This window comes from Streptomyces sp. SM10 (genome assembly GCF_002910915.1).
GTDB lineage: Bacteria > Actinomycetota > Actinomycetes > Streptomycetales > Streptomycetaceae > Streptomyces.
Map to the genome: position 1 here is coordinate 62,531 of NZ_NEUF01000047.1, position 24,602 is coordinate 87,132.

Below are 24,602 nucleotides of genomic sequence, written 5' to 3' on the forward strand. Positions count from 1 at the left end.
GCAAATCCCCTCGCGCACCGAGCCGCCCCTCTCCTAAGGTCATGGCCATGCACCTCCCGGTGCGAAGGCAGCGGCTCCTTCCTTTCCCGAAACCGCCGCAGCCGTCCTGACCTCGGGAGGCACGAGCGCCGGGGTGCCCGGTGCGCAGGCGACGGGTACTTCCACGGATCTGACGGTTGCGGGTTCGAGTCCCGCCCGGCCCCGGCCGGTAGCTCAATCGGGTAGAGCATCGGACAAGCACCGTCGCCGACTCCTGATCTCGGGCACCCCTTCTTCGCTGTGCCCTCCCCCTGCCTTTCACGAATTCGGGGGAACTCACATGGCACGCTTCAACACCCGCCTCACCCGTCCCCGCGTCACCTCGCCCGTGAAGTCGACCGGGCGCACCGCGCCGAACCACCAGGGCGCCGGGGGGCAGCTCCGGGACGGCCGCTCCGAGCTCTTCCTGCTCGCGGTCGCGAACTTCGTGTCGCAGGAGACCTTCCACGAGGACGGCGAGGGACGGGACACCCGCTTCGCCACCCTGGTGCGGACGCTCGCCGTCGAGGACCCGGAGTGGACCGCGGGGCTGCTGAGCTGGCTGCGCCGCGAGGGACAGATGCGCAGCGCGTCGGTCGTCGGCGCCGCCGAGTACGTGAAGGCACGGCTCGACGCGGGCGCGACGGGCGGCCCGTCCAACCGGCAGGTCGTGGACTCGGTCCTGCTGCGTGCTGACGAGCCCGGAGAGCTGCTCGGGTACTGGACCTCGCGCTACGGGCGCGCCGTGCCCAAGCCGGTCAAGCGGGGGATCGCCGACGCCGTACGCCGCCTCTACCACGGCAAGGCGCTGCTGAAGTACGACACGGCGTCCAAGGGCTACCGCTTCGGCGACGTCCTCAACCTGGTGCACGCCGCCCCGGACCCCGCCAAGCCCTGGCAGGGCGACCTCTTCCGGTACGCCCTGGACCGCAGGCACCACCCCGAGGACGCCGTTCCGCCCGTGTCGAGCCGGACCCTGACCGCCCACCGGGCGCTGATGGACCTGCCGGTCACCGAGCGCCGTGCGGTGGTCACCGGGCCGGACGGCGCGGACCGGCTGGCGGCGGCGGGCATGACCTGGGAGGCGGTGGCCGGCTGGCTCCAGGGGGCGATGGACGCCACGGCCTGGGAGGCCGTGATCCCGTCCATGGGGGCGATGGCACTCGTGCGCAACCTGCGCAACTTCGACGAGGCGGGGGTCTCCGACGAGGTCGCGGCCGGGGTCGCGGCGCGGATCAGTGACCCGACGGCCGTCGCCGCGTCGCGGCAGTTCCCCTTCCGCTACCTCGCGGCCTACCAGCACGCGCCGTCGCTGCGCTGGTCCTACCCGCTGGAGCGGGCGCTCGGGCACTCCCTGGGCAACGTCCCCGCACTTCCCGGACGCACCCTGATCCTGGTCGACCGCTCCGGCTCGATGTGGTCGCCGCTCTCGGACCGCTCCCTGCTGAGCTGCGCCGACGCGGCCGCCGTCTTCGGTGCTGCGCTGGCGCTGAGGGCCGCCGAGGGCGACCTGGTGGAGTTCGGCACGAGCAGCGCGGCGGTCGGCTTCCGGCGAGGTGAGTCCGTGCTGAAGATCCTCGACCGCTTCGGCAGCCTCGGCGGCACCAATACGGTGGAGGCGGTGCGCCGGCACTACCGCGGACACGACCGGGTGCTGATCGTCACGGACGAGCAGGCGTCGTTCACCCACTACGGCGATGCCACCGAGGGCGTCCCGGCGGACGTGCCCGTGTACACCTGGAACCTGGCCGGCTACCGGGTCGGGCACGCGGCGTCTGGAAGCGAGAACCGCCACACCTTCGGGGGTCTTTCCGACGCGGCGTTCCGCATGGTGCCCCTGCTGGAAGCGGGCAGGAGCGCGGACTGGCCCTGGAACGACTGATTACGAATCCGGCACTACTGCCCGCTCCGGAGCGGTCGGGCATGGCGTCGGGCGCTTACAGGGCGCATACTCGACCGTAATGAAACAGTCAGCCGGTTCCCGGCGTCACCTGCCTTCCAGTCCCTTCAACCGCCCGGCCCAGGCGGCCCCACCGGTCGAATGCTTCGATGTGGGCGACAGGGTGTCGCACGACCAGTTCGGACTCGGACGAGTCCTTGCTGTCGAGGGCGACAACGACGCAGTGCTCATCGACTTCTCGGGGCGACAGGGGAGGATCCTGAGCCCGTACTCCAAGCTGACCAAGCTCTGAGAGAGCGGACGAGCACGCACAGCGTCCCACCGGAGACTCTCCGGATCCGGGGCACCTGAGGGGAAACCCGTCGGGTGCCCCGGAAGCCGTTCCGGGGGTGGTGGCGGGTGGTGGCGCTACAGGGCCTTCGCGGCCGGCTTGACCATGCCGCGAACGGTCCGCGACTTCACGAATTCACCCATCCCGGTCATCTCCCACTCACCGGAGAACTGCCTGATCAGCTTGGCCATCATCACGCCGGTCTGCGGTTCGGCTCCGGTCAGGTCGAAGCGGACCAGCTCCTCGCCGGTGGCCGCGTCGATCAGCCGGCAGTAGGCCTTGGCGACCTCGGTGAACTTCTGCCCGGTGAACGAGTTGACCGTGAAGACCAGACCGGTCGCGTCGGCGGGGATCCGGCCGAGGTCCACGACGATCACCTCGTCGTCGCCCGCGCCCTCACCCGTGAGGTTGTCGCCGGAGTGCTTGATCGCGCCGTTGAGGATGGAGAGCTTGCCGAAGTAGCAGCTGTCCAGGTGCTTCCGGTCGGGGCCGAAGGCGACCACCGAGGCGTCGAGGTCGATGTCCTTGCCGCGGAACGCGGGCTCCCAGCCGAGGCCCATCTTGACCTGCGAGAGCAGCGGCCTGCCGCCCTTGACCAGGGAGACCGTCTGGTTCTTCTGGAGGCTGACCTTGCCCTTGTCGAGGTTGATCTTGCCGGAGCCGGCGGGCGGTGCGGGCGGTGCCGCGGGCGCCGGCGGGGCGATCCGCGGATCCACGGGCGCGGTCGCCGGGGGAGCGGCGGGTGGTGCGGGCGGTGCCGCGGCGGGAACGGGCGGGGCTGCCGCCGCGGGCTCCTCCACCGAGACGCCGAAGTCCGTGGCGATGCCCGCCAGCCCGTTCGCATAGCCCTGGCCGACCGCGCGGGCCTTCCAGGCGCCGTTGCGCAGGTAGATCTCGATGACCACCAGGGCCGTCTCGCCGCCCAGCTGCGGCGGGGTGAAGGTGGCGAGCGGGCTGCCGTCGTCCGCGTTGCGCACGGTGGCGGTGGGCTCGACCCCCTGGAAGGTCCGGCCCGCCTCGTCGGGGCTCGCCGTGACCACGATCTTCTCGATGCCCGGGGGGACCGCCGTGGTGTCCACGACGATCGCGTCGGGTGCGGACCCGCCGCCCGAGCGGTAGGTCACGCCGGGGCCCGAGGGCTGGTTGTAGAAGATGAAGTCGTCGTCGGAGCGCACCTTGCCGTCGGCGGTGAGCAGCAGGCCCGAGACGTCGAGCCGCACCGGGGCGGCGACGTCCACCGCCACGCGGGCGGTGGAGAGAGGGATGTTCGAGCCGGGGGTCATTGCGGTCATGCACGGGTTAACGAACGACCCGGCTTTGCCGTTCCCTTACCTTCGGCGGCCTGCTCCGGACGGCTCAGCGCCCACCCCCGCCCCGGTTGCGGGGGTGTTCTCGGGCGGTGCGCTCGTTGCCGTGGCGGTACGCGCCGGTCCAGCGCGCCATGACGAGCTGGGCGTCGCCGGACACCACCTCCGCCAGGAACTTCTCCGCACGGCCACCGCGCAGGGTCCCCGCGGGGCGGCCGTGGTGCGTGACGGTGACGCTCCCGTCGCTGTGCTGCTCGTACCGGAATCCTGAGGGTCTGGGCATGCCCGTATGGTGCCCCGCTCGCCGGCCGCCCGTCGCGTGAATTTCGGGGCGCCCGGCAGGCGGGGGCCGCCCGTCCGGCTCCGCATACCCCCGCCGCGCGGGAACGGGTCAGCGGACGACGTCGAAGACGTTCTTCTGGAGCCCGTTGGCGTAGGCCTCGTGCTCGACGAGCCTCAGCTTCTGGGTGTCCTTGTCCGTGGTGCTGAAGAGGCGCTTGCCCGCGCCGAGGAGGAGGGGGAAGACGAGGAGGTGGTAGCGGTCGACGAGGCCGGCGTCCGAGAGGTGCTGGTTGAGGGTGGCGCTGCCGTGGACGATGATCGGGCCGCCCTCGGTCCTCTTCAGCGCGGCGACGTCGTCGAGCGAGCGCAGGATGGTGGTCTCGCCCCAGTCCGACACCAGGTCGTCGTCCGTGAGCGTCGTGGAGACGACGTACTTCGGCATCACCTTGTAGTCGGCGAAGTCCTCCATGCCGGGCCACACCGCGCTGAAGGCCTCGTAGCTCGCGCGGCCCAGCAGCATCGCCGTGGCCTCCTTCTGCTCCCTGCCCTTGATGTCGAACGCCTCGGGCAGGAAGTCGACGTCCTTGAAGGTCCACCCGGAGTTCCGGTAGCCGGGCTCGCCGCCCGGGCCCTCCACGACGCCGTCGAGCGAGATGAAGGCGGAGCTGATCAGAGTGCGCATCGTGTGTCCCCGTTTCGAGTGACCGGCAGATCCGATCGGTGCATGGTACGACCGCCCGCGCGGCCTCCGTGCACCGATCGTGATCCATGACCGCGGGCCACGGGGAAACTCATCGGTCGTCGCCCGCCCGGAGCGCGGCGGTTCGCGGCCGCCGGGCGCGGAACGGTTCCGTGCGGGCCCTGCGGGCCGGGTCCGAGGACGGCTCAGTAGGGCCAGATCGGCGGGTCCGTGACGAAGTGGCCGCCGAGGTGGGCGTGGTCGGGGTCGGCCGGGTCCAGTTCGCCGTGCTCGGCGACGAGCTTCTCCGCGTACTGCTCGGAGTCGTCCTGCGGGGCGTAGCCGAGGGAGCGCGCCGTCGTCAGGTCCCACCAGAGGCGGGTGTTGTCGGAGGAGCCGTAGACCACGGTGTGCCGCACGTCCTCGGCGGTGAGGGCCGCGTGGAAGAGGCGGGCGCCGTCACCGGGGCTCATCCAGACGGACAGCATCCGTACCGAGGTCGGCTCCATGAAGCAGGACCCGATGCGCACCGAGACGGTCTCCACGCCGTGCTTGTCCCAGTAGAACTGGGCGAGGTCCTCACCGAAGGACTTGGACAGGCCGTAGAAGGTGTCGGGTCTGCGGGGGGTCTCCACCGGGATCAGGGGGTCACCGGCGAGCGGGCGCGGGGTGTAGCCGATGGCGTGGTTGGAGGAGGCGAAGACGATGCGCTTCACGCCCTCCTCACGCGCGGCCTCGTAGAGGTTGTAGGTGCCCTCGATGTTGGCGTGCAGAATCTTGTCGAAGGACGCTTCGAGGGAGATGCCCGCCAGGTGGATGACCGCGTCGACGCCCCGCACGGCCTCCCGCAGCGCCTCCTTGTCGCCGAGGTCGGCGGTGACGGCGTCCGGTTCGCCCTCGATGGGGGTGAGGTCGAAGAGCCGGAGGTCGTAGCCGTATGCGGGGAGCAGGCCTCGCATCAGGGTGCCGAGGCCGCCGGCGGCGCCGGTGAGAAGGACGGTGCGGGGTGCTGGCATGCGGGGATCTCCTCGGTGCGGGCGCAGGACGCGTGCGCGGACGGTGCGGTGCTGTGCTGCGTGGGGCGGACGTACGGACAGCAAGGTACGCGTGGCACGCAGAGGCCACGCCACCGCCCGATGCCTCAAATTCATGGACGGCATTCACATGCGTGGACACGCTAAGAACTCGCGGCGGACCACGTCAAGTGTCCGGCGGTGTCAGCCGTTTCGTCCTCCGGTCGGGTGTTCGTCTCTTGACCGGCGCCGCGAGGCTGGCTTAGCGTGGCGCCGTTCAGAAATATGGACACCGATCATAATTGTGCACGCCTGAATCTGCTCAGGGAGCGCCCGTGACCTCAGCCCCCCTTGCCGCCCGACTCACTCACGTCGCCGGGCCGCTCTTCTTCCCCGTCACCGCCTTCGGGCCGGACGGCACCGTCGATCTCGACGCCTTCCGCGCGCACGTGCGCGCGGGCGTGGACGCCGGTGCGGCGGCCGTCTTCGCCTGCTGCGGCACGGGCGAGTTCCACGCCCTGGCCCCGGAGGAGTTCCGGCTCGTCGTCGCGGCGGCCGTCGAGGAGACCGCGGGACAGGTGCCCGTGGTCGCCGGAGCCGGCTACGGCACGGCGCTCGCGATCCAGTACGCGAAGCTCGCCGAGGAGGCCGGCGCGGACGGGCTCCTCGCCATGCCGCCCTACCTCGTCGTCGCAGGCCAGGAGGGGCTGCTCGCGCACTACGCCGCCCTGGCCGCCGCCACCTCCCTGGAGACGGTCGTCTACCAGCGGGACAACGCGGTCTTCACCCCGGAGACCGTCGTCGCGCTGGCCCGGACGCCCGGCATCATCGGCCTCAAGGACGGCTACGGCGACCTCGACCTGATGCAGCGCATCGTCAGCGCCGTGCGCACCGGACTGCCCGGCGAGGACTTCCTGTACTTCAACGGGCTGCCCACCGCAGAGCTGACCGGGCTCGCCTACCGGGGCATCGGCGTCACGCTCTACTCCTCCGCCGTCTTCGCCTTCGCCCCCGACATCGCCCTGGCCTTCTACCGGGCGCTGGAGGCCGGCGACGACGGCCTGGTCAACGCGCTGCTCGACCACTTCTACCGGCCGCTCGTCGAACTGCGTGCAAAGGGGCGCGGTTACGCGGTGTCGCTCGTGAAGGCCGCCGTCCGGCTCGAGGGCCTGGACGTCGGCCCGGTGCGCACCCCGCTCACCGAGCCGCCGGCCGAGCACGTCGGGGAGCTGGTCTCGATCATCGCCGACGGCCGCGCGCTGCTGGAGAAGTACCGCGCGCAGGAGGCGAAGTGAAGGCCTCCGCCTTCCTCTACCCCTGGGACGTCGTGGGGGACCCGGACGCCGCCGCCCGCCTCGCCGGGCTCGGCGTCGAGCAGGTGACGCTCGCCTCCGCCTATCACTCCACCCGGGCCCTGACCCCGCGCCACCCCGGCCGCCGGATCGTGACCGCCGAGCACGCGGCGGTGCTCTATCCGCCGGGCGCCGCACGGTGGACGGGGCGGGCTCTGCGCCCCTACCGGCAGTCCTGGGTGGCGGGGGAGGACCCCTGGGCCGAGGCGGCCGACACCCTGGCGGGCGCCGGCCTCGAGGTGCACTCCTGGGTGGTCCTCGCGCACAACTCCCGTATGGGCGCCGAACACCCGGACACCTGCGTGGTCAACGCCTACGGCGACCGCTACCCCTGGGCGCCGTGCATCGCCCGGCCAGCCGTCCACGCCTACCTGGTGGACCTGGCGGCGGAGGCGGCCGCGCGGCCCGGCGCGTCGGGCACCGAGCTGGAGTCCTGCGGCTGGTACGGCTTCGCCCATCTGCACGCCCACGACAAGGTGTCCGGGGTCGCGCTCGGGGACGCGGCGCAGTATCTGATGTCCCTCTGCTTCTGCTCCGACTGCCGCGCCGGCTACCCCTCGGTGGGGCTGGACGCCGAGGGGCTGCGGGCCGCCGTGCGCCGTGCCCTGGAACCGGTCTGGGCCGGTTCCGGATCGGAGGAACAGGGCTGGTCCGGGGTGGAGAAGCTGCTCGGGGCGGACGTGGCGGACGCCACCCTGCGACGGCGCGTCCAGGTCGCCAGGAGTCTCCAGGAGGCGGCCGTCGCCGCCGTGCGGGGCGCGGCGCCGGGGCCGGACTTCCAGGTCCTGCTGCACGCCGACCCCGCCTCCCACCGCACCGGCGCCAACGCGGGGACGGACCCCGCCCACATCCTGTCCACGGCGGACGGTGTCGTGCTGCCCTGCACCGGCGGCGACGCGGCGCGCGAGGCGGTGCTCGGACCGTTCGCGGGGCTGTCCGGGGTGCTGGCCGCGAATTTCAACGTGGTGAGCGGCATGGGTGGCAGCCCGGGCACCCTGGAGCGGGACGCCGCGCACGCGGCCTCGCTCGGCGCGGACCAACTGCGCCTGTACCACGCGGGACTTGCCTCCGGACCGGACCTGGATGCCGTCACCAAGGCCCTCTCCGCGGTCCGCGGCGGCTGAGCGCGGAGCCGTCAAGACCCTCGAGGCGCAGGTCCCCGGCGTGCGGCCGGGGGCCTGCGCCGCTTTCCGTCCCCGCGACCGCCCGACCGTTCGGGCCCACCCGGCGCCGGACCGGTTCCGCGTTCGGTGAACTTCTTTTGCCAGAAGCGTTGACGAAACATTCCCACCGCTCTAGCTTCATCGGCGTCGTACTTCGTACGTCATATATGAGACGCGATACGCGAGATGTGAGAGCTCTTCACCCATGACCTTTGCGCCTGCCCCCATCCCGTCCAGGACCCAGTACGTGCTGGAGGCGATCAAGCACGCCATCCTCACCGCGCAGCTGAAGCCGGGACAGGCACTCGTCGAGACCGAACTCGCCGCGCAGTTCGGGGTGTCGAAGACCCCCGTCCGCGAGGCGCTGAAGACGCTCGCCGGCACCGGACTCGTGGTCATGAGCCAGTACAAGGGTGCCACCGTGCGGCTCGTCGACGCGACGATGGCCCGCGAGGTGTACGACGTGCGCCTCCTCCTCGAGCCGGAGGCGCTGCGCCGCTCCATCACCCGCAAGGTCTCGCTCCAAGCGGCCCAGGAGGCCCTGGAGCGCTCCGACTCGGCGATCGACAAGGCGGACAGGTCGCTCGCCAACCGGGACTTCCACCGGGCCCTGTACCTCCCCTGCGGCAACCCGCTGCTCGCCCGGATGCTCGACGAGATCCGCGACCAGGCCGCTCTCGTGTCGACCGTCGCCTGGTCGGCCATCCCGTCCTGGGAGCGCGAGGCGGCCGAACACCGCGAGATCCTGCGGCTCGCGCTCTCCGACGACGCGGACGCCGCCGCGGGCGCCCTGCACGACCACATCGCATCGTTCGTGCGCCGCGCCTTCCCCGACGACGAAGACGGGGGTGACACGACGTGAACCACCAGCTGGACATGGATCACCAGCACCTCGACGAAAGGTCAGTCCGCATGGACTTCTCACCGCTGAAGGCGGCCCTCGCAGACGTTGTGGCGATCCCGGTGACACCGTTCGCCGAGGACGGCGGCATCGACATCCCGGCGCACCGCGCCCTGCTGCGACGGCTGCTCGACGGCGGCGTCCGCATCGTCACCCCGAACGGCAACACCGGTGAGTTCTACGCACTCACCCCCGACGAGCGGCGTACCGTCACCGAGCTCACCATCGAGGAGTCGGGCGGCCGGGCCACCGTCCTGGTCGGTGTGGGCCACGACGTGCCGACCGCGGTCGCGGCCGCCGAGCACGCCAGGGACGCCGGCGCCGAGATGCTGATGGTGCACCAGCCGGTGCACCCCTACGTCTCGCAGGACGGCTGGATCGACTACCACCGGGCCATCGCCGAGGCCGTCCCCGAGCTGGGGGTCGTCCCCTACGTCCGCAACCCGCTGCTCGCCGGTGAGCGCCTCGCCGAGCTCGCCGACAGCTGCCCCAACGTCATCGGTGTGAAGTACGCCGTCCCGGACGCCGCCCGCTTCGGCGCGTTCGCACGGGACGCCGGCCTGGAGCGGTTCGTCTGGATCGCCGGTCTCGCCGAGCTCTACGCCCCCTCCTACTTCGCCACCGGCGCGACCGGCTTCACCTCCGGCCTGGTCAACGTCGCCCCCGGTGTCTCGCTGGCCATGCTGGAAGCGCTGCGCGCGGGCGACTACGTCGTGGCCATGAAGGTCTGGGAGCAGATCCGCCGCTTCGAGGACCTGCGCGCCGACCGGCAGTCCGCCAACAACGTGACCGTCGTCAAGGAGGCCCTGGCCGCGCTCGGGCTCTGCCGCCGCGACGTACGCGCGCCCAGCCGGGTGCTGCCCGAGGCGCAGCGAGCCGAGGTCGCCGACCTGGTCGCCGGGTGGTCCGTATGACGGACACGTCGTCACAGGGACCCCGCGTCGCTCCCGAGGAGCTGCGCAGCCACCAGTGGTGGGGCACGGACGGGCTCCGCTCGTTCAGCCACCGCGCCCGCACCCGGCAGCTCGGCTACCTCCCCGAGGAGCACCTGGGCAAGCCGGTCATCGCGATCCTCAACACCTGGTCCGACATCAACCCCTGCCACGTGCACCTGCGTGAACGTGCACAGGCGGTCAAGCGGGGCGTCTGGCAGGCGGGCGGCTTCCCGCTGGAGTTCCCGGTCTCCACCCTCTCGGAGACCTTCCAGAAGCCCACCCCGATGCTCTACCGCAACATGCTGGCGATGGAGACGGAGGAGCTGCTCCGCTCCTACCCCGTCGACGGCGCCGTGCTGCTGGGCGGCTGCGACAAGTCCACGCCCGCGCTGCTCATGGGCGCCGCGTCCGTCGACCTCCCGACGGTCTTCGTGCCCGCCGGGCCGATGCTGCCGGGGCACTGGCGCAACGAGGTCCTCGGCTCGGGCACGGACATGTGGAAGTACTGGGACGACAAGCGGGCCGGCCTCATCGGCGACTGCGAGATGGCCGAGCTGGAGAACGGCCTCGCCCGCTCTCCCGGTCACTGCATGACGATGGGCACCGCCTCGACCCTGACGGCCGCCGCGGAGGCGCTGGGCGTCACGGTGCCGGGGGCCTCGTCCATCCCGGCCGTGGACTCCGGTCACGAACGGATGGCGGCACAGTCCGGCATCCGGATCGTCGAACTGGTGTGGCAGCAGATGAAGCTGTCGCGGATCCTCACGGCGGACGCCTACGAGGACGCGGTCGCCACCGTCCTGGCGCTGGGCGGCTCCACCAACGCCGTCATCCACCTGATCGCTATGGCCGGCCGCTCCGGGGTGAAGCTCACCCTGGACGACTTCGACCGCATCGCCCGCACCGTGCCCGTCCTCGCCAACCTCCGCCCCGGCGGGAAGTACCTGATGGAGGACTTCCACTTCGCCGGAGGGCTGCCTGGATTCCTGGCGCGCCTCACCGACGTGCTCCACCTGGACCGCCCGACCGTCACGCACGCCACCATGCGCGAACAGCTCGACGGGGCGCTCGTCCACAACGCCGACGTCATCAGGGAACGCGACAACCCGCTGGCCGAGGAGGGCGGCGTGGCGGTGCTGCGCGGCAACCTCTGCCCCGACGGTGCGGTCATCAAGCACATCGCGGCGGAGCCGCACCTCCTGCGCCACACCGGTCCCGCGGTCGTCTTCGACGACTACAAGGAGATGCAGCGCACCATCAACGACCCGGCCCTGGCTCTCACCCCGGACCACGTGCTGGTGCTCCGCAACGCAGGCCCCAAGGGCGGCCCCGGGATGCCCGAGTACGGCATGCTGCCGATCCCGGACTACCTGCTGAAGGAGGGCGTACGGGACATGGTGCGGCTCTCCGACGCCCGGATGAGCGGCACCAGTTACGGCGCCTGCGTCCTGCACATCGCACCCGAGTCCTTCGTCGGCGGGCCCCTCGCCCTGGTCCGCACCGGTGACCTGATCACGCTGGACGTCGAGGCGCGGCTGCTCCACCTCGACGTCACCGACGAGGAGCTGGAGCTCCGCAGGTCCCGGTGGACCGAGCCGCCCGCCCGCTACGGGCGCGGTTACGGGGCGCTCTACCAGGACCAGATCACCCAGGCCGACACCGGCTGCGACTTCACGTTCCTGGCGAGGCAGGGAGAAGTGCCCGACCCCTACGCGGGCTGACCGGGCGAGAGGAATTCCGCGCACCGACCCGTCCGGGATGCCGAACGGCATGCGGTAAGCGCTTGCACCACGCACCGACAGCACGGCACATCCAGCACTTCGAAGATCGGAGACGCGTCATGGCCCAATCCGTAGCCGTGGCCACACCGCCCCCCAAGGGGAAGGCGCCCAGGCGCCGTTCGGCCGGCTCCCGCCGCCTGCCGTACCTGCTGATCGCCCCCGCCGGCCTGCTGATGCTGGGCTTCATCGCCTATCCGGTGATCAGCGTCTTCTACTACAGCCTCCAGAACTACAACGTCACCAAGCCGTGGCGGAACGGCTTCGCCGGCCTCGACAACTTCACCCGGATCTTCACCGAGGACGACCAGTTCTGGTCGACGCTGGGCTTCAGCGCCCAGTGGGTCTTCACCCAGGTGACCCTCCAGCTCGCGCTCGGTCTCGTGCTCGCGCTGATCGTCAACCAGAGCTTCATCGGCCGCGGCATATCCCGCGCCATGGTCTTCTCGCCCTGGGCCGTCTCCGGCGTGCTCACCAGCACCATCTGGATCCTGCTCTACAACTCCTCGACGGGCTTCAGCCGCTACCTCGCGGACGCCGGCATCGGCGACTACGGCACCTCGGTCCTCTCCGACACCGGAACCGTCTTCTGGGCGGCGACCGTCTCCGAACTCTGGCGCGGAGTGCCCTTCTTCGCCATCCTCATCCTCGCCGACCTCCAGTCCGTCTCCAAGGAGCTGTACGAGGCGGCCTCGGTGGACGGCGCGGGCCGCATGCGGCAGTTCTTCCACATCACGCTCCCGCACCTGCGCGACGCGATCATCCTCGCCACCCTGCTGCGCGGGGTCTGGGAGTTCAACAACGTCGACCTCCTCTACACCCTCACGGGCGGCGGGCCGGCGGGCGAGACCACCACGCTCCCGCTCTACGTCGCCAATACCGGCATCGAGGGCCACGACTTCGGATACGCGTCCGCGCTCACCACCGTCGCCTTCGTGATCCTCCTCTTCTGCTCGATCGTCTACCTGCGCCTGAGCAAGTTCGGAGGCGACCACAAGTGACTGCCGCACTCGTAGAGAAGAACGACGCCCGCGCACCCGGGCCCTCCCGGGGGGACGACGCCCCGCCGCCCTCCACGCCCCGCCGCTCCAAGCGCGAGCGCGCCTTCGACGACGTACCGCGCTGGCAGATCTACGTGCCGCTGGGCATCTACCTGCTCTTCACGCTCATCCCGTTCTACTGGATGCTCCTCTTCGCCGTACGGCCCGCCGGCTCCACCTCGCTGGTGCCCTGGCCCATGACGGGGGAGCACTTCTCCAAGGTCTGGAACGAGCGCAGCTTCGCCGTCTTCTTCCAGAACAGCATGATCGTCGGCGTGGCGACGCTGATCGCCACGACCCTGGTCGCGCTGGCCGGCGGCTACGCCCTGGCCCGCTTCGACTTCAAGATCAAGAACGCCTTCATGCTGGCCCTGCTCTGCTCGCAGTTCATCCCGGGCGCCCTGATGCTCGTGCCGCTCTTCGAGATCTTCAAGAACCTCCAGATGATCAACTCCCTCGGGAGTGTCGTCATCGCGGAGACCGTCTTCCAGCTGCCCCTGTCGATCATCCTGATCAGCGGCTTCATCAAGAACGTCCCGGTCACCCTGGAGGAGGCCGCCTGGGTGGACGGCTGCTCGCGCTTCAGGGCCTTCTGCGCCGTCGTCCTGCCGCTGCTGCGCCCCGGGCTGATCGCCGTCGGATCGTTCGCCTTCGTCCACAGCTGGAACCACTTCCTGTTCGCCCTGATGTTCCTCAGCGAGCAGGACAAACAGACGATCCCGGTCGGCCTGAACACCCTGATCGGCGCCGACAGCGTCGACCTGGGCGCCTTGGCCGCGGGCGGTGTCATCGCCGCCGTGCCGGTGGTCATCGTCTTCGCCTTCATCCAGAAGTGGCTCATCACCGGCTTCAGCGCCGGCGCCGTGAAGGGATGACGGACATGACCCGGAAGCTCCACCCCCGCGCCGTCGCGGTGGCCCGCGGGGCCGGAGAGAGGAGGGCGGGCCGATGAGCGCGACCACCCCCCTGCCCGTCGTCCTGGCCGGCGCCCGCGGCCACGGCCGCTGGCACCTCGCCAACATCCGCCGCCTCCAGCACCAGGGCCTGGTCAGGCTGGCCGGGATCTGTGAACTGAACCCGCTGACCGACGGCGAACTCGACCTGTTCGCCGCCGAGATGCCCGAGCAGTCCCCCGACTTCGGGGCTCTCCTGGACTCCACCGGAGCGCGCGCCGCGGTCATCTGCACCCCCATCCCGACCCACACCACGCTGGCGCTGACCGCGGCGGCCCGGGGCGTCCACCTCCTCCTGGAGAAGCCCCCCGCCGCGACCTGGGACGACTACGCCCGCATGGCCGACGGGGCCCGGGAGGCGGGCATCGCCTGCCAGATCGGTTTCCAGTCCCTCGGCTCGCACGCCGTGCCCGCCATCAAGGACCTCGTACGCTCCGGAGCCATCGGCGACGTCCGCGGCATCGGCGCCGCCGGTGCCTGGGTCCGCGACGACGCCTACTTCCGGCGGGCCCCCTGGGCCGGGCGCCGCAGGATGGGCGGGACCGACGTGGTCGACGGGGTGCTCACCAACCCCCTGGCGCACGCCGTCGCCACCGCGCTCGAACTGGCCGGCCCGGGAACGGCCGAGGACGTGGCCTCCATCGAGACCGAGCTCTTCCGGGCCCACGACATCGAGTCCGACGACACCAGCTGCGTCCGGATCACCACCACCGCCGGGATACCGGTCACCGTCGCGGTCACCCTCTGCGCGGAGGAGGCCGGCGAACCGTACGTGATCGTCCACGGCGACCGCGGCCGCATCACCTTCTGGTACAAGCAGGACCGGGTCCTGGTCCAGCGCGCCGGACACGGCCCCGAGGAGGCCGTGCACGGACGGACCGACCTGCTGGAGAACCTCGTCGGCCACCTGGAAGACGGCACCGCGCTCCTCGTACCGCCGGAGCGTACCGGCGGCTTCATGCGGGTCCTGGAGGCCGTCCGCACCGCCCCCGAACCCACCGCCCTGCCCGCCACGGCCTGGCACACCCGGCCCGCCGACAAGGGCGACGGCGTACGCCGCATCGTGCGCGGCATCGACGGGACCGTCGCCGCCGCGGCCGACACCCTCACCCTCTTCTCCGAACTAGGCGCCTCCTGGGCGCGACCCAGCGAGGTGAGCACACCATGACCACCGCACTTCTCAGCTGCGCCGGACGCCCCGTCGGCCGCTACAGCTACCGGCCCGGGACCGACGGCCGGCCCTATCTGCACCCCGTCACGACCCTCGCCGGCACCGCCGTCACCGAGGAGCGCCCGGCCGACCACATCCACCACCTGGGCGCCTCCGTCGCGGTGCCCGACGTGGCCGGGCACAACTTCTGGGGCGGGCGCACCTACGTCCGCGACCAGGGCCCCACCGAGCTCGACAACCACGGCACGCAGCGCCACCTCGGATGGAAACTCCGCGACCCGGACGGCTTCGTGGAGGAGCTCAGCTGGGAGGCCGACGGCGCCGAACTGCTGCGCGAGCACCGCACCGTCGCCGTCGCCGGACTCTCCGACACCGCCTGGGCGCTGGACTTCTCCTTCTCCCTCACCAACCGCGGCTCCACGGACCTCTCCATCGGAAGCCCCGCCACCAACGGCCGCCCCGGCGCCGGGTACGGCGGCTTCTTCTGGCGCGCCCCCAAGGAGGCCGCTCCGCCCGCCGTCTTCAGCGGGACCCTCGACGGTGAGGAGGCGGTGCACGGCAGGGCCGCCGACTGGCTGGCCCTCGCCGGGGAGGGCTGGACGCTCGTCTTCGCCGGCGCGACCGACGAGACCCGGCGCGACCCGTGGTTCGTGCGGACCACCGAGTACCCGGGGGTCGGTTCCTCCCTCGCCGCGGACCGGAGGCTTCCCGTCGCCGCCGGAGCCACCGTCGTGCGCAGGGTCGTCACCGTCATCGCCGACGGCCGCCTCGACCGGGACGCCGCCGCGGCCCTCGTCCGCAAGGCGGTCGCCGGATGACGATGCCCTGGAGAGCCGACCTCGGGGACGGGACCTACCGCAACCCGGTCCTGAACGCCGACTGGTCCGACCCGGACGTCGTGCGCGTCGGCGACGACCACTACCTGACCGCCTCCAGCTTCGGCCGGGCCCCCGGACTGCCCCTGCTGCACTCCCGCGACCTGGTCAACTGGACGCTGATCGGCCACGCCCTCGACCGTCTCGGCCGCGACGCCGAATTCGCCGTGCCCCGCCACGACTGCGGGGTGTGGGCACCCTCGCTGCGCCATCACGCCGGACGCTTCTGGATCTTCTGGGGGGACCCCGACCACGGCATCCAGCAGATCAACGCCGAGGACATCCGCGGCCCCTGGAGCGCACCGCACCTCGTCAAGGCGGGGAAGGGCCTGATCGACGCCTGCCCCCTGTGGGACGAGGAGACCGGCGATGCCTATCTGGTCCACGCGTGGGCCAAGTCGCGCTCCGGCGTCAAGAACCGGCTCACCGGCCACCGGATGAGCCCCGACGGACGCGAACTCCTCGACGAGGGCACGACCCTGATCGACGCCGACACGATCCCGGGCTGGTTCACCCTCGAAGGCCCCAAGCTCTACCGGCACGACGGCTGGTTCTGGATCTTCGCCCCCGCCGGGGGAGTGGAGACGGGCTGGCAGGGTGCCTTCCGCTCACGGACGTTCGCCGGCCCCTACGAGGAGCGGGTCGTCCTCGCCCAGGGGAGCACCGAGGTCAACGGCCCGCACCAGGGCGGCTGGGTCAGGACCGCCGCCGGTGAGGACTGGTTCCTGCACTTCCAGGCACGCGGCGCGTACGGCCGCGTCGTGCACCTCCAGCCGATGCGCTGGGACGAGGAGGGCTGGCCGGTCATCGGCGACGAGGGCGAACCCGTCCTCACGCACCGCGCCCCGAAGGCTCCGGAGCAGGCCGTCGAGGCACCGGCCTCCAGCGACGACTTCCCCGGCGGGCGGTACGGCCGGCAGTGGCAGTGGACGGCCGACCCGCGGCCCGGCTGGACGGTCGGGCACCGGGGCGACGGGCTGCGGCTCAGCTGCGTACGGACCGCCTACGCGCACGATCTGCGGACCCTGCCCAACGTCCTGGTGCAGCGGCTGCCGGCCGAGGAGTTCCGCGTCGAGACCGGCATCACGCTCGACACCGGCGAACCGGGCGCCAAGGCCGGGCTCGCCGTGCTCGGGGACGCCTTCTCGTGGATCGGCCTGGAGGCCGGGGCCGACGGGACCGCACGGCTCGTGCACCGGTACGCCGAAACGGTCGCCGAGCGCGAGCGGGACGCCGAACACCCCCGCCCCGCGCCCGGCGGGACCGTCCGGGTCCGGATCGAGGTCACCCGGGGCGCCCGCTGCCGCTTCTGGGCCGACACCGGCGACGGCGCCGGGTTCCGGGCGTCCGGCCAGGTCTTCGCCGCCACCCCCTGGCGGTGGGTCGGCGCGCTGCTGGGCCTCTTCGCCACCGCACCGGCCGGCCCGGGGCCCTCCGGAACAGCCGGCTTCACCGCGTTCCGCACCACCGGAAGACCCCACACCGTCTGACCCCGCACCGCTGTATGGGAGCCGCAATGACGCACCTCCGTACCGAGCGCACGAGACCGTTCACCGCCTTCACCCTCACCGTCCTCCCGCACACGTGGAGCGACCGAGCCGGTCGTCGGAAACAGCTGCCACGGGGGCGTCCGGCACACCCGCCGGACCGGCTCGGTGCCCGAGCCGGTCCGGTGCGGCCCCGCACACAGGCGCCGCACGGCACACACCACTGACCTCCCCCCACGTACGCGTACAGATCCGAGAGAGAAGAGCCGACATGAACATCTCGAAGACGCTCCGGGGGCGTGCCGCGACCGCGGTGTCCCTCACCGCCGTCCTGGCCCTCGGGGCCACCGCCTGTGGCGACGACGGCAGCGACTCCGGCACGGAGGGCAGCGGGAAGGGCGAGATCACCTTCTGGGACAACAACGGTGGTCCGCGCACCGCGATCTGGACCGAGATCATCAAGGACTTCGAGAAGGAGAACCCGGACATCAAGGTCAAGTACGTCCCGATCCCGATCGCCGACGTCCAGTCCAAGTACGACACGGCCATCGCGGGCGGCGGGCTGCCCGACGTCGGTGGCGTCGGCACCGCCTACCTGGCGAGCATGGTCTCCCAGGAGGCACTGGAACCGGTCAACGACCGGCTCGACGAGTCCGCGCTGAAGGGCAAGCTCGTCGAGGGCATGGTCGAGAGCGTCAGAGCCGCGGCCGGCCGGGGCGACGACCTGTACTCCGTGCCGACCTCCGCGAACAACGGCGCTCTCTGGTACCGCACCGACCTGTTCGAGCAGGCCGGTCTGGACGCCCCCACCACCTGGCCCAAGTTCTACGAGGCCGCCGACAAGCTGACGGACGCGAAGAACAACAAGTTCGGCTACACCATCCGGGGCGGTGCGGGCTCCATCGCCCAGGCCCTGGACGCGATCTACGGCCAGAGCGGCATCACGGACTTCTGGGACGGCGAGAAGACCACCCTCAACGACCCGAAGAACGTCGCGGCGCTGGAGAAGTACGCCGCCCTCTTCAAGAAGACGACGCCGTCCGCCGACGTCAACAACGACTTCACCAAGATGGTCGCCCAGTGGGACTCCGGCACCATCGGCATGCTCAGCCACAACCTCGGCTCCTACCAGGACCACGTGAAGGCGCTGGGCGAGGACAAGTTCGCCGGCATACCCGCACCCATCGGTGAGGGCGGCACCCGCGTCCAGGTCTCCAACCCCGTCGACGGTCTCGGCCTCTTCCGGTCCAGCAAGAACAAGAACGCCGCCTGGAAGTTCATCGAGTTCGCGGCCTCGCACGAGTCGAACAGCAAGTGGAACGAGTCCGCGGGCGCCATCCCGGCCAACACCGAAGCGGCCAAGGACCCCTGGATCTCCGAGACCGAGCCGACCGCGCTCGCCGCGAAGGCCCTCACCGACGGCTCCACCAAGATCGTCGACCTGCCGTACTACCTGCCCGACTGGAACAACATCAGCAAGGCGGACAACGAGCCGGAGTTCCAGAAGGTGCTCCTCGGCAAGGTCACGGCCAAGGCCTTCCTGGACACGATGGCCGATGAGCTGAACGCCGCCCAGAAGGAGTGGAAGGAACTCGGCAACGGCTGACCCGGCCGCCCCTCACGGACGGCCCCCACGACCGGGGGCCCGGCGGCGGTCCGGGTCGCACCCCGCCGCCGGGTCCCCACCCCCGGCACCACCTCACGTTGTCCCCCGAGAGAGGCAGTCATCCTGTGTCACTCACCCGCAGGCGGACGGCAGCCGCACTTCTCGCGCTGCCCCTCGCCCTCAGCGCCACCCCCGCCCTCGCACACGGCGGAGGGGGCCGGCCCCGGCTCCGGACGCTCCACATCGCGGGCGACTCCACGGCGGCCCAGAAGTACGCCGACGCCGCACCCGAGACCGGGTGGGGCATGGCTCTTCCCTTCTTCCTCGGGCGCGGCCTCACCGTCGCCAACCATGCGATGAACGGCCGGAGTTCCAAGAGCTTCATCGACGAGGGACGGCTCACCGCGCTCCTGGACGGCGTCCGTCCGGGCGATCTGGTCCTCATCCAGTTCGGGCACAACGACGAAAAGACCGAGGACCCCGCCCGCGGCACCGACCCGTACACCACGTACCAGGAGTACCTGCGCCAGTACGTCAAGGGCGCCCGCGCCCGGCACGCGGAGCCCGTGCTGATCACGCCGGTCGAGCGCCGCCGCTTCGCCGAGGACGGCACCGCGAAGCCCACCCACGGCGAGTACCCCGCGGCCATGCGCGCCCTGGCGTCCGAGGAGCGTGTGGCCCTGCTCGACATGCAGGCCCTCTCCCTCGCCCGCTGGCAGGAACTCGGCCCGGACGGTACCGAGGCGTACTTCAACTGGCTGGAGCCCGGCGAGTCGCCGAACTACCCCGACGGCAAGCAGGACAACACCCACTTCCGTCCGGACGGCGCCGTGGACGTGGCAAGGACGACCGCCCGCGCCCTTCTGGACGGGCGCGTGCTCGCCCCGCGTGACCTGCGCCGCCTCGACGAGCCGGTGCCCGGGACGTGGATCACCTGGCCCGAGGCCTGAGCCTCCGCCCCGTCCTCGCACTTTCCCCGTATTCCCTCTTTTCCGCGTACGACAGTTAGGGATCAGCCATGTCCGCACGCATGAGAAACCTCCGGGCCGTCGCCGTGGTCCTGGGCACCGCCTCGCTCGCCCTCGCCGTGAGCGTCCCCGCCCAGGCCACCACCCACGGCAGGGGCATCGAGCGCTCGGTGCTCCCGGCCGGCGACGGCTGGGCCTCCGCCGACGGCTCCACCACCGGCGGTGCGAACGCCACCCCCGACCACGTCTACACCGTCACCAACCGCGCCGAGCTCATCGCCGCCTTCGAGGACGCCGGGGACGCGCCGAAGATCGTCAGGATCGCCGGCACCGTCCACGGCAACTCGGACGCGCAAGGCACGCCGATCGGCTGCGAGGCCTACCAGCAGGACGGCTACACCCTGGACAAGTACCTCGCCGCCTACGACCCGGCGGTCTGGGGCATGGACGAGGTCCCCTCCGGCCCCCTGGAGGACGCCCGTCTCGCCTCCGCGAAGACGCAGGCAGCCGCGGTCAACGTGAACGTCCCGTCCAACACCACCCTCGTCGGCGTGGGCAAGGACGCGACGGTCATCGGCGCCAGCCTCCAGGTGAGGGGCGTCTCCAACGTCATCGTCCGCAACATCTCCTTCGAGGACACCTACGACTGCTTCCCGCAGTGGGACCCCACCGACGGGGAGACCGGCCACTGGAACTCCGAGTACGACAACCTCGTCGTCTACGGTTCCACCCACGTCTGGGTCGACCACAACACCTTCAGCGACGGCGACCGGCCCGACTCCGAGCAGCCCAGCTACTTCGGTGAGAAGTTCCAGCAGCACGACGGCCTTTTCGACATCGTGCGCGGAGCCGACCTCGTCACCGTCTCGTGGAACGTCCTCAAGGACCACGACAAGACGATGCTCATCGGCAACAGCGACAGCGCCGGGGCCACCGACCGCGGCCACCTCCGCGTCACCCTGCACCACAACCTGTTCAAGGACGTCAACGAGCGTGCGCCGCGCGTCCGCTTCGGGCAGGTCGACTCGTACAACAACCACTTCGTCGCGACCAGGGGCAGCGTCTACGGCTACAGCTACGGCATCGGGGCCGAGTCGCAGCTCGTCGCCGACTCCAACGCCTTCAGCCTCGGATCCGGCTTCGACAGCGCCAAGATCCTGAAGAAGTGGTCCGAGTCCTCCGTCTCGGCGGACAACAACTACGTCAACGGCCGCAGGACCGACCTGATCGCCGTGCACAACGCGGGCGTGCCCGCCGAGCACCTCACCGAGGGCGCCGGCTGGACCCCGACGCTGCGCACCAAGGTCAACCACCCGCTCGTCGTCCCGCTCCTCGTGGGCCTCGGCGCGGGCGCCGGCAAGCCGCTGGTCCGCTGACCCCGCCCCACCCCACCCCACCCCGAACCGGCCGGAGCGGCACCGCACCCTTCCACCACCCCGGAAGGCGTCGCTCCGGCCTGCCTCCCCTCCCCGTAAGGAGTACCGCCATGCCCAGCAGACGCAGTGCCCTGTCCTTGTTCGCGGGCGCCGGTGCGGCCCTCGCCCTGGGCGCCCCCGCCGCCCACGCCCGCCCCGCTCCCGCACACCCCTTCGGCCGCCACGGCTCGCCGTCCCGTCGGCTCGACGCCCTGACGCTCTACGTCGATCCGCACGGCAGGGGCGACTTCACCGACGTACGGTCCGCCCTCGACGCGGCCACCGGCACCGGCCGGACCCTCGTCATCGCCCCCGGCACCTACCGAGGCAAGCTCTCCGTCCCCGCCGACCGGACCGGCCTCACCCTGATCGGCGCGAGCGGCGACCCGCGCGACACCGTCCTGGTCCACGGCGACGCGGCCGGCACCCCGAAGCCCGACGGGTCCGGCACTCTGGGCACCAGCGGCTCCGCCTCCGTCACCGTCCGGGCCGCCGACTTCACCGCCCGCGACATCACCTTCGCCAACGACTGGCTGCGCTCGGACAACCCGGAGTACACCGGCACCCAGGCCGTCGCCCTCAAGGTGCAGGGCGACCGCTCGGCGTTCTACGGCTGCCGCTTCCTCGGCCACCAGGACACGCTGTACGCCGACTCCCCCGCCCTCACCGCCTTCGCCCGCCAGTACTACCGCGGCTGCTACATGGAGGGCGACGTCGACTTCGTCTTCGGCCGCGCCACCGCCGTCTTCGACCGCTGCCACTTCCGCACCCTCACCCGTACCGACCTGGCCGCGGCCCCGTACGGTTTCGTCTTCGCACCCAGCACCGCCGGAGCCAACCCGCACGGCTACCTGGTCCAGCGCTCGCGCGTCACCAGCACCGCCCCCGACGCCTACTACAAGCTGGCCCGCCCCTGGGTGCCCTCCTCGGACCTCACCGCCCATCCCATGCTGACCGTCCGGGAGACCCGCCTCTGCGCGGGCATCGACGCCGACGAGCCCTACGGCACGATGTCCGCGGGCTTCCCCTGGCAGGACCAGCGCTTCGCCGAATACCGCAACACGGGCCCCGGCGCGCGCATCACCGTCCCGGACAACCGGCCGCAGCTCGGCCGGACCGAAGCCCGCGTTCACACGCCTGCCGACTACCTCGGCGACTGGCGCCCCTGCGCGTGACCCTGGGGCTCACCGGTCGCGTACTCCCCGCGTTCCACCAGCAGTTGAAGGATGAACTCACCTTCCCGCTCTCCTGGGAGAGGTCCGCGACCCGCGACTTCCCGACCTGGCGCGCCGAGGCGCGCGCGGCGGTCGGGGAGGCGCTGCTGCAGCCGCCGGACGCCGGGCCGCACCCCTTCGACCCGGTGACCGTCGACGAGCACACCGCGGGCCCGTACACCGCGCGCACCGTGGAGTTCGCCCTCACCCGGTACGGGCGGGCGCGCGGCTCGCTGCTGGTGCCGCACGGGGCGGGGCCCTTCCCGGCGGTGCTGGTCCTGCACGACCACGGGGGCGAGTTCGCCATCGGCCGGGAGAAGGCCGTACGCCCGTGGGCGGCCCCGGACCGCCTCGCCCGCGCCACCGCCTGGGCCGCCCGGCACTACGGCGGCCGGTTCACCGGGGACGAACTGGCGGCCCGCGGTTACGTCGTCCTCGCCGTGGACACCCTCGGCTGGGGCGACCGCGGACCGCTCGCCTACGAGGACCAGCAGGCCCTGGCCGCCAACCTCCTCCAGCTGGGCACCTCCCCGGCCGGCCTCGCCGCGCACGAGGACATCCGCGCCGCGGCCTTCCTCGCGTCGTTGCCGGAGGTGGACGGGGGCCGGGTGGGTGCGCTCGGCTTCTCCATGGGCGCCTACCGGGCCTGGCAGCTCTCCGCCCTCTCGGACCACGTCCGCGCCGCCGCGGCCGTGTGCTGGATGACCGGCCTGCGCGAGATGCTGGTCCCGGGTGACAACACCCTGCGCGGCCAGTCCGCGTACTTCATGCTCCACCCCGGCCTCAACCGGCTCCTGGACGTTCCCGACGTGGCCTCGCTCGCCGCCCCGAAGCCCGCCCTGTTCCAGGCGGGCGGGGCGGACCCCCTCTTCCCGCCCGCCGGGGTCACGTCGGCGTACCGCACACTGCGGGCCGTCTGGGCGTCGCAGGGAGCGGGCGACCGGCTCACCACCGAGGTCTGGCCCGGCCAGGGGCACGCGTTCGGGGCGGGCATGCAGGACGGGGCGTACGCGTGGCTGGACCGGTGGGTGGGCGGGGCGTCCGGACCGGCGCAGGCCCCGGCGGTGCCGGCTGCCGTCGGTACCCCCTCCACGACCGGGTACGCGTCCTGCCGGTCCCGCTGAGCACGGCCCAGCCGTACGGCGGCCATCGCGCCGCGGGCGTCAGGGCGCGGGCAGGGGCCCGGTCCGGCGCCGCCGCGCCGGACCGGGCCCCTGGTCCAGGGATACCCCTCAGGGCGTGTCTACTCGTAGCTGATGTCCGACTCCGAGTAGAGGCAGAACTCTCCGTCCGGGCCGCTGCCGACCTCTTCCGGCTCGTCACCGTCGTCGTTGCCCTCGTAGCGGACGCACGGTTCGATCTTCTTGCCGCTGTCTCCGTGGATCCGGATGGAGCTCAGCGTGGCGGTGTCACCGTAGTCGCTGTTGATGCCGACCAGGGACTTGCCCGGTGCCGTGACGTCGACGTCCTTCACGACGATGTCGCGCTCGTACATCGTCGAGCAGTTGCCGCAGGACCGGACGAGCTTGCCGAAGTCCTCGACCTGGAAGCCCGAGACGGTCAGTTCGCCCGCCCCGTTGAACTGGAAGACCTTGTCCTCGGCCCCCTTGGCGCCTCCGCCGTTCGCATTCCTTGGTCGCCACCGTCCGCGAAAGGGTTGCCGGGATTCGGAACTGATTCCTCCGGGCGCCCGGAGGACCCGGCCGCGCTCACGGGGTGTCGCCGAAGCCACCGCTCACCGAGGCCTGTCCGCCCGCCACGCGGGCCCGCGCCGTGTAGTCGTCCCGCCCGGCGTCACGGTCGCCCTCGGCGTGGTTGTACTGCCCCGCGAAGGTGTGCGTACCGGTCGGCACGCTCCGTCCCGGCTTCAGCGTCCAGCGGTAGACGAGGAAGCCGCCCTCCTCGCGTGCCGAGACCGTGAAGTCCCCCACCGGCAGGGAGCGCCAGGAACCGGTGGTGTTCACCCCGCCGGTCTGCGCGATCCGCAGCTCGACGGTGAGCTCCGGCAGCGGCCGTGTCGTCCTGACCGTCACCTCGCTCTGCGCCCAGTAGGCGTTGCTGTTCGGGTTCACCGAACCGTCCGACCACAACGGGCCGTTGCCCGAGGGCCGTCCCCCGCCCCGGCCGGGGGACGGCGAGGCAGTGCGGTGCGGCGTGGGTCCGGCGGCCACCCGCTGCCCGCCCGACGGCTCCTCCCGGCCCGCCGACGTGACC

22 protein-coding genes and 1 pseudogene are annotated in these 24,602 nt (G+C 71.6%); 17 read left to right on the forward strand and 6 right to left on the reverse strand.

The annotated features are described in order from the left end of the window. The first annotated feature begins 319 nt into the window (after positions 1-319). Together B9S57_RS04975 and B9S57_RS35165 are read left to right on the forward strand one after the other, a co-directional pair. Positions 320-1,900, forward strand: coding sequence for a TROVE domain-containing protein (locus B9S57_RS04975; RefSeq protein WP_103514293.1), 1,581 nt, complete (start codon positions 320-322; stop codon positions 1,898-1,900). A gap of 79 nt (positions 1,901-1,979) precedes the next feature. Beyond that, positions 1,980-2,210: a hypothetical protein gene (locus B9S57_RS35165; RefSeq protein ID WP_014156926.1), complete on the forward strand. Its 231-nt coding sequence runs from the start codon at positions 1,980-1,982 to the stop codon at positions 2,208-2,210. A 116-nt stretch (positions 2,211-2,326) separates the two neighbouring features. On the opposite strand, the gene B9S57_RS04980 is transcribed toward B9S57_RS35165, so the two are convergent. From B9S57_RS04980 to B9S57_RS04995, 4 genes are all read right to left on the reverse strand, one after another. Continuing rightward, on the reverse strand, positions 2,327-3,541 hold the full coding sequence (locus B9S57_RS04980) for a TerD family protein (RefSeq protein ID WP_181011235.1): 1,215 nt from the start codon (positions 3,539-3,541) through the stop codon (positions 2,327-2,329). Between the two features lie 64 nt (positions 3,542-3,605). Next, a complete protein-coding gene (locus B9S57_RS04985) occupies positions 3,606-3,839 on the reverse strand; it encodes a hypothetical protein (RefSeq protein ID WP_103514294.1) in 234 nt (77 codons plus the stop codon). Positions 3,840-3,947: 108 nt separating this feature from the next. Then, a complete protein-coding gene (locus B9S57_RS04990) occupies positions 3,948-4,520 on the reverse strand; it encodes a dihydrofolate reductase family protein (RefSeq protein ID WP_103514295.1) in 573 nt (190 codons plus the stop codon). Positions 4,521-4,723: 203 nt separating this feature from the next. Continuing rightward, the gene (locus B9S57_RS04995; RefSeq protein WP_103514296.1) at positions 4,724-5,533 is read right to left on the reverse strand and encodes an NAD(P)-dependent oxidoreductase; all 810 of its coding nucleotides are present in this window, start codon (positions 5,531-5,533) and stop codon (positions 4,724-4,726) included. 332 nt (positions 5,534-5,865) lie between these two features. Here B9S57_RS04995 and B9S57_RS05000 point away from each other — a divergent pair, with 332 nt between their 5' ends. The 15 genes from B9S57_RS05000 (at position 5,866) to B9S57_RS05070 (ending at position 23,512) form a co-directional block, all read left to right on the forward strand. Further along, entirely contained in the window at positions 5,866-6,825 is a 960-nt protein-coding gene (locus B9S57_RS05000) for a 5-dehydro-4-deoxyglucarate dehydratase (protein WP_103514297.1), read from the forward strand. Beyond that, positions 6,822-8,006 (forward strand): hypothetical protein, encoded by a 1,185-nt coding sequence (locus tag B9S57_RS05005; RefSeq protein WP_103514298.1) that lies wholly within the window; start codon positions 6,822-6,824, stop codon positions 8,004-8,006. The genes B9S57_RS05000 and B9S57_RS05005 overlap by 4 nt, the downstream gene beginning before the upstream one ends. Before the next feature lie 244 nt (positions 8,007-8,250). Beyond that, the gene (locus B9S57_RS05010; protein ID WP_103514299.1) at positions 8,251-8,907 is read left to right on the forward strand and encodes a GntR family transcriptional regulator; all 657 of its coding nucleotides are present in this window, start codon (positions 8,251-8,253) and stop codon (positions 8,905-8,907) included. A gap of 50 nt (positions 8,908-8,957) precedes the next feature. Then, positions 8,958-9,860: a dihydrodipicolinate synthase family protein gene (locus B9S57_RS05015; RefSeq protein WP_103514314.1), complete on the forward strand. Its 903-nt coding sequence runs from the start codon at positions 8,958-8,960 to the stop codon at positions 9,858-9,860. Beyond that, entirely contained in the window at positions 9,857-11,602 is a 1,746-nt protein-coding gene (gene araD, locus B9S57_RS05020) for an L-arabinonate dehydratase (protein ID WP_103514300.1), read from the forward strand. Before B9S57_RS05015 ends, araD begins: the two co-directional genes overlap by 4 nt. 119 nt (positions 11,603-11,721) lie before the next feature. After that, a complete protein-coding gene (locus B9S57_RS05025) occupies positions 11,722-12,660 on the forward strand; it encodes a carbohydrate ABC transporter permease (RefSeq protein WP_103514301.1) in 939 nt (312 codons plus the stop codon). Further along, complete coding sequence (locus B9S57_RS05030; RefSeq protein ID WP_103514302.1) at positions 12,657-13,574, forward strand: carbohydrate ABC transporter permease; 918 nt, start codon at positions 12,657-12,659, stop codon at positions 13,572-13,574. Before B9S57_RS05025 ends, B9S57_RS05030 begins: the two co-directional genes overlap by 4 nt. A 73-nt stretch (positions 13,575-13,647) precedes the next feature. Continuing rightward, complete coding sequence (locus tag B9S57_RS05035; protein ID WP_103514303.1) at positions 13,648-14,820, forward strand: Gfo/Idh/MocA family protein; 1,173 nt, start codon at positions 13,648-13,650, stop codon at positions 14,818-14,820. Next, positions 14,817-15,641, forward strand: coding sequence for a PmoA family protein (locus B9S57_RS05040; RefSeq protein WP_103514304.1), 825 nt, complete (start codon positions 14,817-14,819; stop codon positions 15,639-15,641). Before B9S57_RS05035 ends, B9S57_RS05040 begins: the two co-directional genes overlap by 4 nt. Continuing rightward, on the forward strand, positions 15,638-17,188 hold the full coding sequence (locus tag B9S57_RS05045; protein WP_103514305.1) for a glycoside hydrolase 43 family protein: 1,551 nt from the start codon (positions 15,638-15,640) through the stop codon (positions 17,186-17,188). Before B9S57_RS05040 ends, B9S57_RS05045 begins: the two co-directional genes overlap by 4 nt. A 268-nt stretch (positions 17,189-17,456) precedes the next feature. Then, on the forward strand, positions 17,457-18,791 hold the full coding sequence (locus B9S57_RS05050) for a sugar ABC transporter substrate-binding protein (protein WP_103514306.1): 1,335 nt from the start codon (positions 17,457-17,459) through the stop codon (positions 18,789-18,791). Positions 18,792-18,916: 125 nt separating this feature from the next. Beyond that, complete coding sequence (locus B9S57_RS05055) at positions 18,917-19,741, forward strand: rhamnogalacturonan acetylesterase (RefSeq protein ID WP_103514307.1); 825 nt, start codon at positions 18,917-18,919, stop codon at positions 19,739-19,741. Between the two features lie 68 nt (positions 19,742-19,809). Further along, positions 19,810-21,135, forward strand: a complete 1,326-nt coding sequence (locus tag B9S57_RS05060) for a polysaccharide lyase family 1 protein (RefSeq protein ID WP_103514308.1) — start codon at positions 19,810-19,812, stop codon at positions 21,133-21,135. A 110-nt stretch (positions 21,136-21,245) separates the two neighbouring features. Further along, positions 21,246-22,349 (forward strand): pectinesterase family protein, encoded by a 1,104-nt coding sequence (locus B9S57_RS05065; RefSeq protein ID WP_103514309.1) that lies wholly within the window; start codon positions 21,246-21,248, stop codon positions 22,347-22,349. Continuing rightward, positions 22,346-23,512: a dienelactone hydrolase family protein gene (locus B9S57_RS05070; protein WP_103514310.1), complete on the forward strand. Its 1,167-nt coding sequence runs from the start codon at positions 22,346-22,348 to the stop codon at positions 23,510-23,512. Before B9S57_RS05065 ends, B9S57_RS05070 begins: the two co-directional genes overlap by 4 nt. Before the next feature lie 119 nt (positions 23,513-23,631). On the opposite strand, the pseudogene B9S57_RS05075 reads toward B9S57_RS05070, so the two are convergent. After that, positions 23,632-24,009: pseudogene (locus tag B9S57_RS05075) on the reverse strand (pectate lyase); the annotation flags it as partial. Positions 24,010-24,097: 88 nt separating this feature from the next. Further along, positions 24,098-24,602: hypothetical protein (locus B9S57_RS05080; RefSeq protein ID WP_103514315.1), on the reverse strand; the 505-nt coding region annotated here is incomplete at its 5' end.

Coding starts and splice junctions, on each gene's coding strand:
- araD (WP_103514300.1), top strand. CDS start 9,857: ATGACGGACACGTCGTCACAGGGACCCCGCGTCGCTCCCGAGGAGCTG.
- B9S57_RS05035 (WP_103514303.1), top strand. CDS start 13,648: ATGAGCGCGACCACCCCCCTGCCCGTCGTCCTGGCCGGCGCCCGCGGC.
- B9S57_RS05025 (WP_103514301.1), top strand. CDS start 11,722: ATGGCCCAATCCGTAGCCGTGGCCACACCGCCCCCCAAGGGGAAGGCG.
- B9S57_RS05045 (WP_103514305.1), top strand. CDS start 15,638: ATGACGATGCCCTGGAGAGCCGACCTCGGGGACGGGACCTACCGCAAC.
- B9S57_RS04995 (WP_103514296.1), bottom strand. CDS start 5,533: ATGCCAGCACCCCGCACCGTCCTTCTCACCGGCGCCGCCGGCGGCCTC.
- B9S57_RS05050 (WP_103514306.1), top strand. CDS start 17,457: ATGAACATCTCGAAGACGCTCCGGGGGCGTGCCGCGACCGCGGTGTCC.
- B9S57_RS05065 (WP_103514309.1), top strand. CDS start 21,246: ATGCCCAGCAGACGCAGTGCCCTGTCCTTGTTCGCGGGCGCCGGTGCG.
- B9S57_RS35165 (WP_014156926.1), top strand. CDS start 1,980: ATGAAACAGTCAGCCGGTTCCCGGCGTCACCTGCCTTCCAGTCCCTTC.
- B9S57_RS04985 (WP_103514294.1), bottom strand. CDS start 3,839: ATGCCCAGACCCTCAGGATTCCGGTACGAGCAGCACAGCGACGGGAGC.
- B9S57_RS05060 (WP_103514308.1), top strand. CDS start 19,810: ATGTCCGCACGCATGAGAAACCTCCGGGCCGTCGCCGTGGTCCTGGGC.
- B9S57_RS05010 (WP_103514299.1), top strand. CDS start 8,251: ATGACCTTTGCGCCTGCCCCCATCCCGTCCAGGACCCAGTACGTGCTG.
- B9S57_RS05015 (WP_103514314.1), top strand. CDS start 8,958: ATGGACTTCTCACCGCTGAAGGCGGCCCTCGCAGACGTTGTGGCGATC.
- B9S57_RS04990 (WP_103514295.1), bottom strand. CDS start 4,520: ATGCGCACTCTGATCAGCTCCGCCTTCATCTCGCTCGACGGCGTCGTG.
- B9S57_RS04975 (WP_103514293.1), top strand. CDS start 320: ATGGCACGCTTCAACACCCGCCTCACCCGTCCCCGCGTCACCTCGCCC.
- B9S57_RS05040 (WP_103514304.1), top strand. CDS start 14,817: ATGACCACCGCACTTCTCAGCTGCGCCGGACGCCCCGTCGGCCGCTAC.
- B9S57_RS04980 (WP_181011235.1), bottom strand. CDS start 3,541: ATGACCGCAATGACCCCCGGCTCGAACATCCCTCTCTCCACCGCCCGC.